This window comes from Flavobacterium sp. N2038, assembly GCF_025947185.1.
In the GTDB taxonomy this organism is placed as follows: Bacteria; Bacteroidota; Bacteroidia; order Flavobacteriales; family Flavobacteriaceae; genus Flavobacterium.
Genome location: NZ_CP110001.1, coordinates 728,535 through 743,926 on the forward strand (window position 1 = coordinate 728,535; position 15,392 = coordinate 743,926).

The window sequence follows — 15,392 nt, forward strand, 5'->3', positions numbered from 1 at the left end:
TTTTGTAAAAAATGTTTGAACTAAAGTTAATTAACAATAGGCGTAACCAGTTTTAAATTATGGCTTCTAAACTTTTACCTGTTACCGACTGGATTAAAGAATATAATATTAAAACCTTTAAGAGCGATTCTTTAGCCGGATTAACTTTAGCCGCTTACGGAATTCCAGTCTCTTTGGCTTATGCAACTCTTGCAGGATTGCCTCCTCAATATGGAATTTATGGCTATCTTATTGGAGGGATATTTTACGCTTTACTGGGAACCTGTAAGCAATTGGCAATTGGTCCAACATCGGCAATTTCATTATTAGTTGGAACCACCATTGCCGGTATGGCTCATGGTGATCTACAGCGTTGGTCTGAAATTGCCTCTCTTACCGCACTGGTATTTGCTGTAATGGCAATAATAGCTTATTTGTTGAGGTTGAGTGGGATTATTAATTTTATTAGCGAAACTGTTTTGGTAGGATTCAAAGCTGGAGCCGCAATAACCATAGGCTTAACCCAATTGCCTAAATTATTTGGTGTAGAAGGAGGAGGTAATAATTTTCTTGAACGCATTTTTACTCTTTTTCAACAAATCCCAGAAATGAATTCTATTGTTTTTATTTTTGGTATTAGTGCCATAATACTTTTAATTGTTGGTGAAAAAATAGCTCCCGGCAGACCAATAGCCATTTTTATAGTTGTTTTGTCCATAATACTCATTTCGATAACATCTTTAGAGCATTATGGTTTTAAAACTGTTGGAGTTATTCCAACGGGACTTCCGGAACTTTATCTTCCATCCATTCGCATTCGTGATGTAGATGGAGTATTACCTTTGGCTATGGCTTGTTTTTTATTGTCTTATATTGAAAGTATTTCTGCAGGAAGAACATTAGCCCAAAAAAATGGATATGTTATAGATCCTCGTCAGGAGCTTCTGGCTTTAGGAATTGCCAATGCAGCTGTAGCACTTGGACAAGGTTATCCTGTTGCAGGCGGGCTCTCGCAATCTGCAGTGAATGACACCGCAGGTGCTAAGACTCCGTTGTCTCTTTTATTTTGTTCAATGACTATTGTTGTTTGTTTATTGTTTTTGACAGGATACATTCAAAATTTACCCACAGTAATTTTAGCAGCTATTGTTTTGGTTTCTGTACGAGGTCTTTTTAATATACAGGAAATGAAATATCTGTATAGGGTAAATAAACAAGAATTTATCGTTGCCATGATTGCACTTGTTGGTGTACTTATTTGGGGAATTTTAACTGGTGTTTTGGTTGCCGCGATGGTAACTTTGTTATTGCTTTTAAAAGCTGCTTCAAAACCCAATGTTGCTTTTTTAGGCAGAATTCATGGTACCAGAATTTATACGGATATGGCAAGACATCCGGATAATGAAAAAATTGAAAACGTATTAATTGTGAGAATTGAATCTTCTATATATTATTTTAATGTTGAATTTATTAAAGAAAAGATTTTAGAAAGAATCTACCAGGAACAAGGTTCCTTAAAAACGGTAATATTAGATCTTAGTTCTTCTCCAAGAATCGATATTGCCGGTGCCAGGTTTCTGAAACAATTATTTGTCGATTTACAGACTAGAAATATTAATCTAAACATTGCTGAAGCTCTTGCCGAAGTTCGGGATTGCCTTCGCGCAGAAAATCTGGAAACTCTTTTTGGGCATATCAGCCGTTCTGTTTCTGTTGATGATTTAGTGGTTCGTGCTACGCAAAACAATAAGCAGTAAAAAGATAATTATTTTTGGTAATGAAATTTGAGTTGTTAAGGTTATATAATCTTCATCGGGTTTTTAAAAATTGTTAAAAAAATCAGATAATTAGGTCAATACAATTTTTAATCTCAAAATAAACCCTAAATTTGCCGCAGATTTTAAAGAAAATCTAAAAAACATACATTCTTAACTTAAAACTGTTTATAGCATGCAACTGTATAACACTTTGAGCGCAGAAGAAAGAGCCATCATGATCGATGATGCAGGTCAACAACGTCTTACGTTGTCTTTCTATGCGTACGCCAAAATTCAAGATCCCAAAAAATTTCGCGATGATTTATTTGTAGCCTGGAATGCACTTGATGCATTAGGTCGAATTTATGTTGCCAACGAAGGAATAAATGCTCAGATGAGTGTTCCTGCCGAAAATTTTGAAGCTTTCAGAGAAACACTGGAAGTTTATGATTTCATGAAAGGCCTACGATTGAATGTTGCTGTAGAACATGATGATCACTCATTTTTAAAATTAACGATCAAAGTACGACACAAAATAGTTGCCGATGGTTTAAACGACGATACTTTTGATGTTACCAATATAGGCGTTCACCTTAAAGCCAAAGAATTCAATGATATCCTTGATGATCCAAATACGATCGTAGTAGATTTTAGAAATCATTACGAAAGTGAAGTTGGGCATTTTAAAAATGCTATTACTCCAGATGTTGAAACATTTAGAGAAAGTTTACCAATTATCAACGAACAGCTTCAAAATCATAAAGACGATAAAAATCTAGTAATGTATTGTACCGGAGGAATTCGTTGTGAAAAAGCGAGTGCTTACTTCAAACATCAGGGCTTTAAGAATGTTTATCAATTAGAGGGTGGAATCATCAACTATGCAAAACAACTTAAAGAAGAAGGTTTAGAAAGTAAATTCATTGGGAAAAACTTTGTGTTTGATAATCGCTTAGGCGAAAGAATTACAGACGATATTATTTCTCAATGTCACCAATGCGGAAAACCTTGTGATAACCACACAAATTGTGAAAACGACGGTTGTCATTTGTTGTTTATTCAATGTGATGATTGTAAAGTGGCAATGGAAAACTGTTGTTCTACAGAATGTCTGGAGGTTATACACATGCCTTTGGTTGATCAGGTTCGTTTAAGAACTGGGAAACAGGTTGGAAACAAGGTGTTTAGAAAAGGGAAATCTGAAAATTTAAAATTCAAACATTCAGGCGAATTGCTAGAGACTGCTTTGGCTACAGCACAAAAAACAGCTGACATTCGTCAGAAAATAAAGGTAAAGAAAGTACTTCTTGGAAAAGCAGAACATTATTATGTAAAAGCACAAGTGGGGCAATTTACTATAGAAAATCACGAATTAAACAGTGGTGATAAAATTCTTATTTCTGGCCCGACAACGGGAGATCAGGAATTGGTTTTAGATAGAATCATTGTTGACGGCGCAGAAACTCAATCTGCTAAAATTGGTGATAAGGTTACTTTTGAGGTTCCTTTTCGTATTCGTTTGTCAGATAAATTGTATAAAATTGTAAATTAGCAAAATTTTTATCTAATTTATTTATGTCACAATCGTTTACCAAATTATGAATTCATGTAATTTGGGCTACCAAAAATCGTCAGGATCTAATTGATTTTTCAATAGAGAAAATCCTTTACGATTACATTTGGCAAGAGTTAACAGAACTTGGGTGTCCAGTTAGAATCATTAATGGAATGCCAGATCATGTGCATGTTTTATTTTTACAAAATCCGCAAAAAACGATTACAGATATTGTAAAGCAAATAAAAGGAAGTTCTTCTCATTTTATGAATAGGGGAGAATTTATTCTTGAAAAATTTGCCTGGCAAACTGGTTTTGGTGCTTTCTCTGTTAGCGAATCTCAGTTAGATACTGTTTTCAATTACATTAAAAATCAAAAGCAACATCATCTTAAGAAAAATGGACAAGATGAATTTGATGATTTTGTGAAATTACACGGGTTGGGAGATAAATGATTGCTTTAGATATGTTCCCCGTGGTTGAAACCACGGGCTATATTTGAAAAGCATACGCAAAGAAAACATAGCCTGCGGTTTCAACCGCAGGGCGCAAAGAATATCCACAACTATAATATATGTATGAGAGTAATTTGTAAAAATGCCAATCAATACGTTTCCCGTGGTTAAAACCACGGGCTTTATTTGACAAAACATACGCAAAAAAAATATAGCCTGCGGTTTCAGCCGCAGGAACACAACGGATATCGACAACGATTATTAATACTTCTACGAATAATTTTTAAAATATAGACTATGATAAAAATCATAGGAATCTAATCTATACCCACATTATTTTTGTCATTTGAATAATAAATCAAAAATGACATTTAACAATACAATTGAACTCATGGCTCCTGCTGGAGATTTTGAGTCACTTCAGGCTGCTTTAGATAATGGCTGTGATTCTGTTTATTTTGGAGTCGAACAGTTGAATATGCGCGCACGTTCAACGGTTAATTTTACTATAGAAGATTTAAAAGAAATTGCTAATCGATGCGAGGTAAAAAATGTTAGAAGCTATCTGACTTTAAACACGATTATTTATGATCATGATTTATCTGTCGTAAAAACATTATTGACAAAAGCCAAAGAGGCTAATATTACCGCAGTAATTGCATCGGATCAAGCGGTAATTGCTATGGCAAGATCGATTGGAATGGAAGTTCATATTTCAACTCAGCTTAATGTAACCAATATTGAAACTATAAAATTTTATAGTTTATTTGCCGATACCATGGTTTTAAGCCGTGAATTAAGTTTACGTCAGGTAAAGAATATTACGGCTCAAATTGAGAAAGAGCAGATAAAAGGCCCAAACGGTAATTTAGTTGAAATCGAAATTTTTGGCCATGGAGCTTTGTGTATGGCAGTTTCAGGAAAATGTTATTTGAGTTTGCATTCACATAATTCATCTGCAAATCGCGGCGCCTGTAAACAAAACTGCCGTAAAAAATATACTGTTATCGATCAGGAAACCGGTTTTGAAATCGAACTTGATAACGAATACATGATGTCACCGAAAGATTTATGTACGCTTGATTTCTTAGATCAGGTAATTGATTCCGGAATTCAGGTTTTAAAAATCGAAGGGCGCGGCCGCGCACCCGAATATGTGGCAACGGTTATCAAAACCTACCGTGAAGCCATTGACGCATATTATGATGGAACATTCACAAAAGAGAAAACCGCAGTTTGGATGGAAGCTTTAAATACGGTTTACAATCGTGGTTTCTGGTCGGGTTATTACTTAGGTCAGGAATTGGGAGAATGGAGTGATATTCCGGGTTCTGCGGCAACTCAGAAAAAAGTTTATGTTGGAAAAGGGACACATTATTTCCCAAAAGCCAATGTTGGCCAATTTAAAATAGAAGCTTACGATATTAAAATCGGAGATAAAATTCTGGTAACAGGACCAAGCACAGGAGCTCAGGAAATGATTATCGACGAAATGTTTGTAAATGATCTTACGGCAGAAAAAGCAACAAAAGGCGATGATTGTACTTTTAAACTTCCATTCAGAATCAGAATGTCGGACAAATTATATAAAATTGTTGAGGCGTAATGGTTATTGTTACTTTACAAAGAGATAAATGCATTGGCTGTAATTACTGCGTTGAAATGGATCCGGTTCATTTTCAAATGTCAAAAAAAGATGGAAAATCGGTATTGCTTCATTCGCAGAATGCAAAAGGGTTTTTTACTTTGAAATCGCCGAATCATGCTATTGTAGAAAGTTGCGAATTGGCAGCTAAAGCATGTCCGGTAAAGATTATTACGGTTAAGGAAACATAGAAAATTCAGCTTAAAAAAATCTAAAAAAAACCTATTTTGTGTAAAACATTGTAGGTTTTTTTTATTTAACAGCCCTTTAGTTTTTATCGATAAAAAGCCAAATAAAAAAAATACTATCTTTACCGATCAAACGTTTATGAACTTAAGTTGCTTTTATGCAACACTACATATATAATTATGGCATGTACAAGTTGTTCAACCTCAGATGGTGGCGCACCAAAAGGTTGTAAAAATAATGGGACTTGCGGCACCGATAGCTGCAATAAATTGACGGTTTTTGACTGGCTTTCTAATATGAGCCCGTCTAACGGAGAGACGATTTTTGATTGTGTTGAAGTACGTTTTAAGAACGGACGTAAGGAATTTTTTAGAAATTCAGAAAAATTAACTTTAAGTATTGGTGATATAGTAGCAACTGTTGCTTCGCCAGGACATGATATTGGAATTGTTACTTTGACAGGAGAATTGGTTAAAATTCAAATGAAGAAAAAAGGAGTTAATCCTGAAAGTAACGAAGTACCAAAGATTTACAGAAAAGCATCTCAAAAAGATATTGATATTTGGTCTGTGGCACGTGATCGTGAAGAACCAATGAAAGTTCGTGCACGTGAATTGGCAATTCAGCATAAATTAGAAATGAAAATTTCTGATATTGAATTTCAGGGAGACGGATCAAAAGCTACGTTTTACTATACTGCAAATGACAGAGTCGATTTTAGACTTTTGATTAAAGATTTTGCTAAAGAATTCAGTACCAGAGTAGAGATGAAACAAGTTGGTTTTCGTCAGGAAGCAGCTCGTTTAGGCGGAATTGGTTCTTGCGGACGTGAGCTTTGCTGTTCTACCTGGTTAACAGATTTTAGAAGTGTAAATACATCAGCAGCCCGTTATCAGCAATTATCATTGAATCCGCAAAAACTAGCCGGACAATGTGGTAAACTAAAATGTTGTCTGAACTATGAGTTAGACACTTACATGGATGCATTGAAAGATTTTCCGGATTACGACACTAAGTTAGTGACCGAAAAAGGCGATGCAGTTTGCCAGAAACAAGATATTTTTAAAGGATTAATGTGGTTTGCTTACACCAATAATTTTGCAAACTGGCATGTTTTGAAAATTGATCAGGTAAAAGAAATTATTGCTGAAAATAAGCAAAAAAATAAGGTTTCTTCTTTAGAAGATTTTGCGATTGAAGTTACTTCTGAACCAGAAAAAGACTTTAATAATGCAATGGGTCAGGAGAGTTTAACTCGTTTTGATCAGCCAAAAAGAAAGAAAAAACCAAATCGTAAACGCAAACCAAATGCTGAAAATGCTGCAGTTGCTTCTGCACCACAAAAACCACAGCAAGGAAACAACAACAATAACAAACCTGCAGGCGGGAATCCAAATAAATCAAACAAACCGCATAACAAAAATCATTCGAATAAATCAAATAAACCGAATGAGAATAAACCTGCAGAGCCTAGAAAACCAATAATTATTACTAAAAATGAGAATAAGAAATAACGTAATTCTTCTTCTGGCAGCAATACTTCTTTTTTCATGTGATAAAAAACGAGTATTTGATGAGTATAAATCAGTAGGAAGTGCGTGGAATAAAGATAGTGTAGTAACCTTCGATCTGCCGGTTTTAGATTCTACAAAAAAGTACAATTTATTTGTAAATTTGAGAGATAACAACAATTATCCTTTCAATAATTTGTTTTTGATTGTTGCTATTGAAACACCAAGCGGATTTACAAAAGTGGATACTTTAGAATATCAAATGGCAAACCCTGACGGAACTTTGTTAGGAAATGGTTTTTCAGACATTAAAGAAAGCAAGCTTTATTATAAAGAAGATGTGAAATTTAGAGGAAAGTATAAAGTTCACATCAAACAAGCTGTGAGGGAATCAGGTAAAATCCCTGGTGTTCAGGCTTTAGAAGGTATTACAGACGTTGGTTTTAGAATAGAACAAAAAGATTAGAAAATAGTTATGGCTGCTAAGAAAAACAATCAATCAAATAGCGTTAAAGATATTAATTACTATAAAAAGAAATTTTGGCGAATTTTTGCCTATACCTTGTTAGGTATTTTAGCTTTCTTTTTATTTGCCTCTTGGGGATTATTCGGTTCAATGCCGTCTTTTGAAGACCTTGAAAATCCAGACTCTAATCTGGCTACCGAAATTATCTCTTCTGATGGAGTGGTTATTGGTAAATATTTCAAAACCAACAGATCTCAGCTTAAATATTCAGATTTGCCAAAAAGCTTAGTTGAGGCTTTGGTAGCGACTGAAGATGCACGTTTTTACGAACATTCAGGAATTGATGGCAGAGGAACTTTAAGAGCTGTTTTTAGTTTAGGAACCAATGGTGGAGCGAGTACATTAACACAACAGCTTGCAAAACAATTATTTCATGGTGAAGGTTCTAAGTTTTTGCCCTTTAGAATTGTACAAAAAATAAAAGAATGGATTATCGCCATTCGTTTAGAGCGGCAATACACCAAAAATGAAATTTTGGCCATGTATTGCAATGTCTACGATTTCGGAAATTATTCTGTTGGAGTTAGTTCTGCCGCGCAAACTTACTTCTCCAAAGACCCAAAAGATCTAACAATGGATGAGTCGGCTATTTTAGTCGGAATGTTCAAAAACTCAGGATTATACAATCCGGTTAGAAATCCGGAAGGAGTAAAAAACCGTCGTAATGTGGTTTTGTCTCAAATGGAAAAAGCAAAAATGATTTCTGAATCTGAAAAAGTAAGACTTCAGGCTTTGCCAATAGCATTAAAATTCAAGTTAGAAAGTCACCGTGAAGGAACAGCAACTTACTTTAGAGAATATCTTCGTGATTATATGAAAAAGTGGGTAGCGGAAAATAAAAAACCAGACGGAAGTGATTATGATATTTACAAAGATGGTCTGAAAATTTATACTACTATCGATTCAAGAATGCAGGAATATGCAGAAGAAGCGGTTTCAGAACACATGAAAAATCTGCAACAGCAATTTTTTATTGAAATGAAAACCAATAAAAATGCGCCTTTCGTAAATATTACTCAGGCAGAAACTGATAGAATCATGATGCAGGCCATGAAGAATTCTGTTCGTTGGGCTCAGATGAAAGATATGGATAAGAGCGAAGATGATATAATTGCTTCATTCAAAGTAAAAACAAAAATGCGAATATTCACCTGGAAAGGAGAGCGTGATACAACGATGACGCCACTTGATTCTATTCGTTATTACAAACACTTTTTGCAGTCAGGTTTAATGGCAATGGAACCTCAAACCGGAAATATCAAAGCATGGGTTGGTGGTATCAACTATAAATATTTTCAATATGATCACGTAGGTCAGGGAGCAAGACAAGTTGGTTCTACATTTAAACCGTTTGTTTATGCAACTGCGATTGAACAATTGAATATGTCTCCTTGCGATTCTATTCTGGATGGACCTTTTATGATTCACAAAGGACGTCACCACGTTACAGAAGACTGGGAGCCAAGAAACTCTGACAACAGATACCGTGGAATGGTTACTTTAAAACAAGGTTTGGCGAATTCTATCAATACCGTTTCTGCTAAATTAATTGACAGGACTGGTCCTGAAGCTGTTGTAGAATTGACTAAAAAATTAGGAGTTAAAACAGAAATCCCGGTACAACCCTCTATTGCATTAGGTGCTGTTGATATTACTGTAGAAGATATGGTTGCGGCCTATAGTACATTTGCAAATCAGGGAGTTTATGTAAAACCTCAGTTTTTAAGCCGTATAGAGAATAAAAGTGGAGAGGTTATTTACGAGCCGATTCCGGAATCTCATGACGTTTTAAATAAAGATATTGCTTTTGCAGTAATTAAATTGCTGGAGGGTGTAACAGAAACCGGATCTGGAGCACGTTTGCGTACACAAGGCGGAGGAAGCGGAGATAATCGCTGGACAGGATATCCATATATGTTCAAAAACCCGATTGCGGGTAAAACGGGTACAACACAAAATCAATCAGATGGTTGGTTTATGGGGATGGTTCCAAATTTAGTAACAGGAGTTTGGGTAGGTTGCGAAGATCGTTCTGCACGTTTCAAAAGTTTAACTTATGGACAAGGAGCTACAGCAGCTTTACCAGTTTGGGCTTACTTCATGAAAAAATGTTATGCCGATGAAACACTTCAGGTTTCTAAATCAGAGTTTGAGCGTCCGGCCAATCTTTCTATAAAAGTAGATTGTTATCAAAGACCGGCGGTTGTAAAAGATACAACACAAACAGAACAAAATACAGATGAGTTTGAACTATAAGTTTTAGCTTTTTTAAAAATAGAAAATATCCTTTTGTGCCATCTTAAATTAAGATGATTACAAAAGGATATTTTTTTGAATACAGCGTTTTTTATTTTTTACGAAATCGTTATAAATTAATCTAAAAATCTTATTTTTATCAAAAATATATAGTAATAAAGACCCTTTGTTATGATAACAAAAAAAGTTAATAATGTTCAGGAAGCAATAAAAGGAATAGAAAGCGGAATGACCATCATGTTTGGTGGTTTTGGATTATGCGGAATTCCAGAAAATACTATTGCTGCCTTAGTAAATACATCAACTTCAGATTTAACTTGTATTTCGAATAATGCGGGAGTTGATGATTTTGGTTTAGGATTGCTTTTGCAAAAGAAACAGATCAAAAAGATGATTTCTTCGTATGTAGGTGAAAATGCCGAATTCGAACGTCAAATGCTTTCTGGAGAATTAGAAGTTGAATTGACGCCGCAAGGGACGCTGGCAGAACGTTGTCGCGCAGCTCAGGCTGGGATCCCGGCATTTTTTACACCAGCAGGTTACGGAACTGAAGTTGCAGAAGGAAAAGAAGTTCGCGAATTCAAAGGTAAAATGCACATTATGGAAAAAGCTTTTGAAGCTGATTTTGCAATTGTAAAAGCCTGGAAAGGAGATGAAGCCGGAAATCTTATTTTTAAAGGAACTGCCAGAAACTTTAACGCCTGTATGGCTGGAGCGGGAAAAATCACCATTGCCGAAGTTGAAGAATTGGTACCTGTTGGGACATTAGATCCAAATCAGATTCATATTCCGGGAATTATGGTACAACGTATTTTTCAGGGAGAAAAATTTGAAAAGAGAATCGAGCAACGTACAGTAAGACAGAGAGTTTAATTAGATAATGAGATAATTTGTCCATTAGATAATGCTTTACAAAATCTAAAATAATTATCTAATGATCAAATTGACTAATTGGCACATTAAAAAAATTGACACATTGAAGATATGTTAACAAAAGAAGATATTGCAAAACGAATTGCGAAAGAAGTAAAAGACAGATATTTTGTAAACTTAGGAATTGGTATTCCGACATTGGTTGCAAATTATGTGCGTGAAGATATTGCTGTAGAGTTTCAAAGTGAAAACGGTGTTTTGGGTATGGGACCATTTCCTTTTGCCGGAGAAGAAGATGCAGATATTATCAACGCAGGAAAACAAACCATTACAACACTTCCGGGAGCCAGTTTCTTTGATTCGGCTTTTAGTTTCGGAATGATTCGCAGCCAAAAAGTTGATTTAACTATTTTGGGAGCTATGGAAGTTTCAGAAAACGGAGATATTGCCAACTGGAAGATTCCGGGAAAAATGGTGAAAGGAATGGGAGGTGCAATGGATTTGGTAGCTTCTGCTGAAAATATTATCGTGGCGATGATGCATGTTAATAAAGCCGGGGAGTCTAAGATTCTAAAAAAATGTACTTTACCATTAACAGGCGTTGGCTGCGTTAAAAAGGTTGTTACAGAACTTGCAGTACTCGAAGTGACTGAAAATGGTTTTAAGCTCTTAGAACGAGCGCCAGGTGTTTCTGTAGAACATATCATTGCATCGACCGAAGCAGATTTAATTATTGAAGGAGAAATTCCGGAAATGGATATCAGTTAATCACATATTTTAGTATAAAATCTATTGAGGCCAGCTTTTAAAAGAGCTGGCCTTTTTTTGTAGGAATAAATTAGTGATCACATATAGTAACTGGTTGCTAGGGAAAATGAATTTTGAGGGCTTGTTTTTGTTGTAATGTCTTATATTTCAGTAATATAATTAGTTTTGGGTTTGTTTTTGTGAGAAATTTATATTGTTTGTTAAATAAAAATGATATTAATATAAAAAATGTTGTATTTCATCGATTAACGGCATATTTCATCGATTATCTAACATAAATGAAATACTTTTATCTCGAAATAGAGTATTTACTTACATTAAATATTTTATTTGTAATCATTTAACCAAACTTAAATACCACATTATTATGGAAAAAAAATTACCAAAAATTATGACAACGTCAGTTGTTATTCTTACATTTTCTGTAGCTGGATTTACCCAAAACACTGATAAAAGGGTAAGTCAGAAAAATGTATCAGAAAACGGACAACCAAGTTTAATCACCTTTAGCGACAAGTCTACCTACAAAGAATCCGACTTTAACACTGTTTTTAAAGAACAATTAGGTTTAAAGGACAATCAGAATTTTGCAAAAGTAAAGACAGAGTCTGATAAAGAAGGGTTTGTACATGAAAAATTTCAGTTATACGAACAAGGAATCAAAGTAGAGTTTGCAAACTATACTTTACATTCAAAAGGAGGAAAATTAGTTTCGATGAATGGCGAATTTTATGCTCTTGAAAATGTAAAAACAACGCCTAAATTATCCAGTCAGGCTGCTTTTGCTAAAGCAATTGCCTATACAGGTGCAAAGCAATATCTATGGGAAACACCAGACGATGCAGCTGTGATGGGATATGAAAAACCAAAAGGCGAATTGGTTTTATTACCGGCAATGGAAGAACAAGGCGAGAACAGAAAGTCTGATAAAGTAAGATTAGCTTATAAATTTGATATTTATGCTACTTATCCGTTGAGCAGAGGAGATCTTTATATCGATGCCCAGACCGGAGAAGCTTTGTTTTACAATGCAACGATCAAACATCTTGGCGAAAACAGTCATGGGAGATTAATTTCGACGGCTGGCAAAGATCAAAAAAGCAGTTTAGTTTCTAAAAAAAGTATGGTTGCCGCAAATGCAGCGACTCGTTATAGCGGAACACAGACTATTCAGACTAGTTTAAGCGGTTCTTCTTATATTTTATCTGATGTAACTCGTGGAAACGGAATTCAAACTTACAACTCTGCAAGAACTGCGACATATCCTACAACTAATTTTACAGATGCCGACAATAACTGGACAGCAGCCGAGTATAATAACACCAATAAAGATAATGGTGCATTAGACGCACATTGGGGTGCCGAGATGACTTATGATTATTGGTCAACAGTACATGGAAGAAATAGCTTTGATAATGCGGGTGCAAAAATTAAAAGTTATGTTCATTACAATTTAGTAGCAGCGGGATATCCAAATAATAATAATGCATTTTGGAACGGAAGTGTTATGACTTACGGTGACGGAACCGGAACTGGAGGATTTGATATTTTAACAGCAATGGATGTTGCGGGTCATGAAATTGGTCATGCTGTGTGTACGTATACTGCAAATCTGGCGTATCAGAAAGAATCGGGGGCAATGAACGAAGCATTCTCTGATATTTGGGGAGCTTGTATAGAATATCGTGCTGCACCAACAAAATCAACCTGGTTAGTTGGAGAAGATATTGAAAGAAGAAGTGGTCATCTTGCCCTGCGCTCAATGAGTGATCCAAATTCAGAAGGACAGCCAGATACTTACGGGGGAACATATTGGGTAAATGTAAACTGTACGCCAACAAATAATAACGATCAATGTGGGGTTCATACCAATTCTGGTGTTTTGAATCATTGGTTTTATATTTTATCTGTTGGTAAATCAGGAACAAACGATATTGGAAGTGTGTATAACGTAACAGGTATTACTATTGACAAAGCTGCAAAAATTGCTTACCGTTTAGAGAGCGTATATTTAACAGCAAATTCAACATATGCAAATGCAAGAACTTCAGGAATACAATCTGCAATAGATTTATACGGTGCAGGTTCTGCTGAGGTTATTGCAACAACGAATGCGTTTTATGCAGTTGGTGTTGGTGCTGCTTATGCAGGATCGGGGGATACTGTGGCACCAACAGCTCCAACAAGCTTAGCTGCTTCTGGAACTACCGGAACAACTACTAATTTATCGTGGACTGCTTCTACAGATAATGTGGCAGTTACAGGATATGACATTTACGAAGGAACAACGCTAAAAGGATCTTCAACATCAACTACATATACGGTAACCGGTTTAACGGCTTTAACGGCTTATACTTTTACGGTTAAAGCTAAAGATGCTGCAGGAAATGTTTCAGCTGCCAGTAATGCTGTAAATGTTACTACAACTGCCGCGACTATATCTTATTGTACATCTCAGGGAAATAGTACCGCAGATGAAAGAATTGGTAAAGTTGTGTTTGGAACAATCAATAATACATCAACAGGTACAACGGGTTATGAAAACTATACTGCACTTTCTACAAATGCAACAAGAGGAACAGCTTACACGATTACTATTACTCCAAGCTGGACTTCGACTGTTTACACTGAAGGATATGCTGTTTTTATTGATTACAATCAAGATGGTGATTTTGCAGATTCTGGTGAGACTGTTTGGACAAAAGCAACTTCAAAAACAACTCCGGTGACTGGAACAATAACTATTCCGGCAACGGCAGCTCTTGGAACAACCAGAGTTAGAGTTTCTATGAAATACAACGGAATCCCAACATCTTGTGAGGCTTTTTCTTATGGACAAGTAGAAGATTATTCTATAAACATCACTGCTTCAGGAGCAATTGCTAGTGAGGATATCAATACAAGTTTATTTGAAACCACAGAAACATCAAGTTTTGCATTATATCCAAACCCTGTAGAAGATGAACTGAATGTTTCAATTTTGAATAATACAGGATATACATTCCGAATCACAAACACATTGGGTCAGCAAATTAGCACAGGACAACTTTCCGGAAACCCTATTAATGTTAGTGCATTAAATACTGGAGTTTATATTATTGAATTAAATAACGGCAGTAAAAGAGTCGTTAAGAAATTTGTTAAGAAATAAAAGGTTGAGATTGTTAGAAAGGCTTTGAAGATTTTAATTCAGATCTTATAAAAGCAAAGAAAAACCGCCTGTATGGGCGGTTTTTTATTGATATAAATTTTCAACTAATGTTTTAAAACGTTCTTTTGGTGAAACCAAACGATTAAAATTTATTGCAAATTAAAAGAAGCTCCTAAACTGAAAGTTGCCTGATTGTTTAAATGATAAAACGGATCATTGTTACTTCCGTATTTTGCAATTGGAAATCCAACTTCAGTAAATACACCAAATCCGTCTGTAAAGAAATAACGACCTCCAACATGGCCTCCAAAATTATGTAAACCTAAACTTAGTCCTGGATAAATGTCTAATTGCTCTACTCCAATTACGCTTGATAAATTAGCATTAATTCTGGCTTTTGCATCAAAACGATCAGAGAAGTCAGGAGTTTTGTCATTGTAAACAGATGAACTTCCGTGGTAAAAACCACTAAAATTATCTACTCCTAATAAATAATTTGCAACAAAACCAAATGAGAAATTTTCTCCTAAACCAAAATCTACAGATCCCTGAATTCCAGAACCACCATCTTGTAAATTAGCACCAACATTAACTCGTATGTCTCCTTTTCCTGTAAATGCTTTTTGAGCATTAATAAATCCAAATGATACTAAAAACAAAAGTGTAATAACCTTTTTCATAAACTTAAATATTAATTATTTTAAAATGCAAAATTAAATTTTTATGG

Annotated in this window: 12 protein-coding genes; 11 read left to right on the forward strand and 1 reads right to left on the reverse strand. The window is 35.2% G+C overall.

The genetic code is table 11. From position 1 onward, the window contains the following. Positions 1-59 precede the first annotated feature (59 nt). The 11 genes from OLM51_RS03160 to OLM51_RS03210 all read left to right on the forward strand — a co-directional run bounded on the left by OLM51_RS03160 (position 60) and on the right by OLM51_RS03210 (position 14,665). A complete protein-coding gene (locus OLM51_RS03160) occupies positions 60-1,736 on the forward strand; it encodes a SulP family inorganic anion transporter (protein WP_264552956.1) in 1,677 nt (558 codons plus the stop codon). A gap of 193 nt (positions 1,737-1,929) precedes the next feature. Then, positions 1,930-3,288: a rhodanese-related sulfurtransferase gene (locus tag OLM51_RS03165; RefSeq protein WP_264552957.1), complete on the forward strand. Its 1,359-nt coding sequence runs from the start codon at positions 1,930-1,932 to the stop codon at positions 3,286-3,288. Between the two features lie 110 nt (positions 3,289-3,398). Then, on the forward strand, positions 3,399-3,746 hold the full coding sequence (locus OLM51_RS03170) for a transposase (protein ID WP_264554270.1): 348 nt from the start codon (positions 3,399-3,401) through the stop codon (positions 3,744-3,746). A gap of 364 nt (positions 3,747-4,110) precedes the next feature. Then, the gene (locus OLM51_RS03175; RefSeq protein ID WP_264552958.1) at positions 4,111-5,352 is read left to right on the forward strand and encodes a peptidase U32 family protein; all 1,242 of its coding nucleotides are present in this window, start codon (positions 4,111-4,113) and stop codon (positions 5,350-5,352) included. Next, positions 5,352-5,582 carry a ferredoxin gene (locus OLM51_RS03180; RefSeq protein ID WP_264552959.1) on the forward strand — a complete coding sequence of 77 codons (231 nt, stop codon included), beginning with the start codon at positions 5,352-5,354 and terminating at the stop codon, positions 5,580-5,582. The genes OLM51_RS03175 and OLM51_RS03180 overlap by 1 nt, the downstream gene beginning before the upstream one ends. 177 nt (positions 5,583-5,759) lie before the next feature. Next, the gene (locus tag OLM51_RS03185) at positions 5,760-7,094 is read left to right on the forward strand and encodes a stage 0 sporulation family protein (protein WP_264552960.1); all 1,335 of its coding nucleotides are present in this window, start codon (positions 5,760-5,762) and stop codon (positions 7,092-7,094) included. Then, positions 7,078-7,557, forward strand: coding sequence for a gliding motility lipoprotein GldH (locus tag OLM51_RS03190; protein ID WP_213258760.1), 480 nt, complete (start codon positions 7,078-7,080; stop codon positions 7,555-7,557). Before OLM51_RS03185 ends, OLM51_RS03190 begins: the two co-directional genes overlap by 17 nt. Positions 7,558-7,566: 9 nt before the next feature. Further along, positions 7,567-9,873, forward strand: a complete 2,307-nt coding sequence (locus OLM51_RS03195) for a penicillin-binding protein 1A (protein WP_264552961.1) — start codon at positions 7,567-7,569, stop codon at positions 9,871-9,873. Positions 9,874-10,044: 171 nt separating this feature from the next. Continuing rightward, the gene (locus OLM51_RS03200) at positions 10,045-10,746 is read left to right on the forward strand and encodes a CoA transferase subunit A (RefSeq protein WP_264552962.1); all 702 of its coding nucleotides are present in this window, start codon (positions 10,045-10,047) and stop codon (positions 10,744-10,746) included. 111 nt (positions 10,747-10,857) lie between these two features. Beyond that, the gene (locus OLM51_RS03205; protein ID WP_264552963.1) at positions 10,858-11,514 is read left to right on the forward strand and encodes a CoA transferase subunit B; all 657 of its coding nucleotides are present in this window, start codon (positions 10,858-10,860) and stop codon (positions 11,512-11,514) included. Between the two features lie 367 nt (positions 11,515-11,881). Next, positions 11,882-14,665, forward strand: coding sequence for a M4 family metallopeptidase (locus OLM51_RS03210; protein ID WP_264552964.1), 2,784 nt, complete (start codon positions 11,882-11,884; stop codon positions 14,663-14,665). Positions 14,666-14,814: 149 nt separating this feature from the next. Here OLM51_RS03210 and OLM51_RS03215 read toward each other — a convergent pair whose 3' ends face one another. Next, the gene (locus OLM51_RS03215; protein WP_264552965.1) at positions 14,815-15,345 is read right to left on the reverse strand and encodes a DUF6646 family protein; all 531 of its coding nucleotides are present in this window, start codon (positions 15,343-15,345) and stop codon (positions 14,815-14,817) included. Between the last annotated feature and the right edge of the window lie 47 nt (positions 15,346-15,392).

What these genes read in the sequence shown, in the direction of transcription:
- OLM51_RS03215 (WP_264552965.1), bottom strand. Translation starts at nt 15,345, where the DNA reads ATGAAAAAGGTTATTACACTTTTGTTTTTAGTATCATTTGGATTTATT.
- OLM51_RS03180 (WP_264552959.1), top strand. Translation starts at nt 5,352, where the DNA reads ATGGTTATTGTTACTTTACAAAGAGATAAATGCATTGGCTGTAATTAC.
- OLM51_RS03200 (WP_264552962.1), top strand. Translation starts at nt 10,045, where the DNA reads ATGATAACAAAAAAAGTTAATAATGTTCAGGAAGCAATAAAAGGAATA.
- OLM51_RS03190 (WP_213258760.1), top strand. Translation starts at nt 7,078, where the DNA reads ATGAGAATAAGAAATAACGTAATTCTTCTTCTGGCAGCAATACTTCTT.
- OLM51_RS03210 (WP_264552964.1), top strand. Translation starts at nt 11,882, where the DNA reads ATGGAAAAAAAATTACCAAAAATTATGACAACGTCAGTTGTTATTCTT.
- OLM51_RS03165 (WP_264552957.1), top strand. Translation starts at nt 1,930, where the DNA reads ATGCAACTGTATAACACTTTGAGCGCAGAAGAAAGAGCCATCATGATC.
- OLM51_RS03160 (WP_264552956.1), top strand. Translation starts at nt 60, where the DNA reads ATGGCTTCTAAACTTTTACCTGTTACCGACTGGATTAAAGAATATAAT.
- OLM51_RS03175 (WP_264552958.1), top strand. Translation starts at nt 4,111, where the DNA reads ATGACATTTAACAATACAATTGAACTCATGGCTCCTGCTGGAGATTTT.
- OLM51_RS03205 (WP_264552963.1), top strand. Translation starts at nt 10,858, where the DNA reads ATGTTAACAAAAGAAGATATTGCAAAACGAATTGCGAAAGAAGTAAAA.
- OLM51_RS03185 (WP_264552960.1), top strand. Translation starts at nt 5,760, where the DNA reads ATGGCATGTACAAGTTGTTCAACCTCAGATGGTGGCGCACCAAAAGGT.
- OLM51_RS03195 (WP_264552961.1), top strand. Translation starts at nt 7,567, where the DNA reads ATGGCTGCTAAGAAAAACAATCAATCAAATAGCGTTAAAGATATTAAT.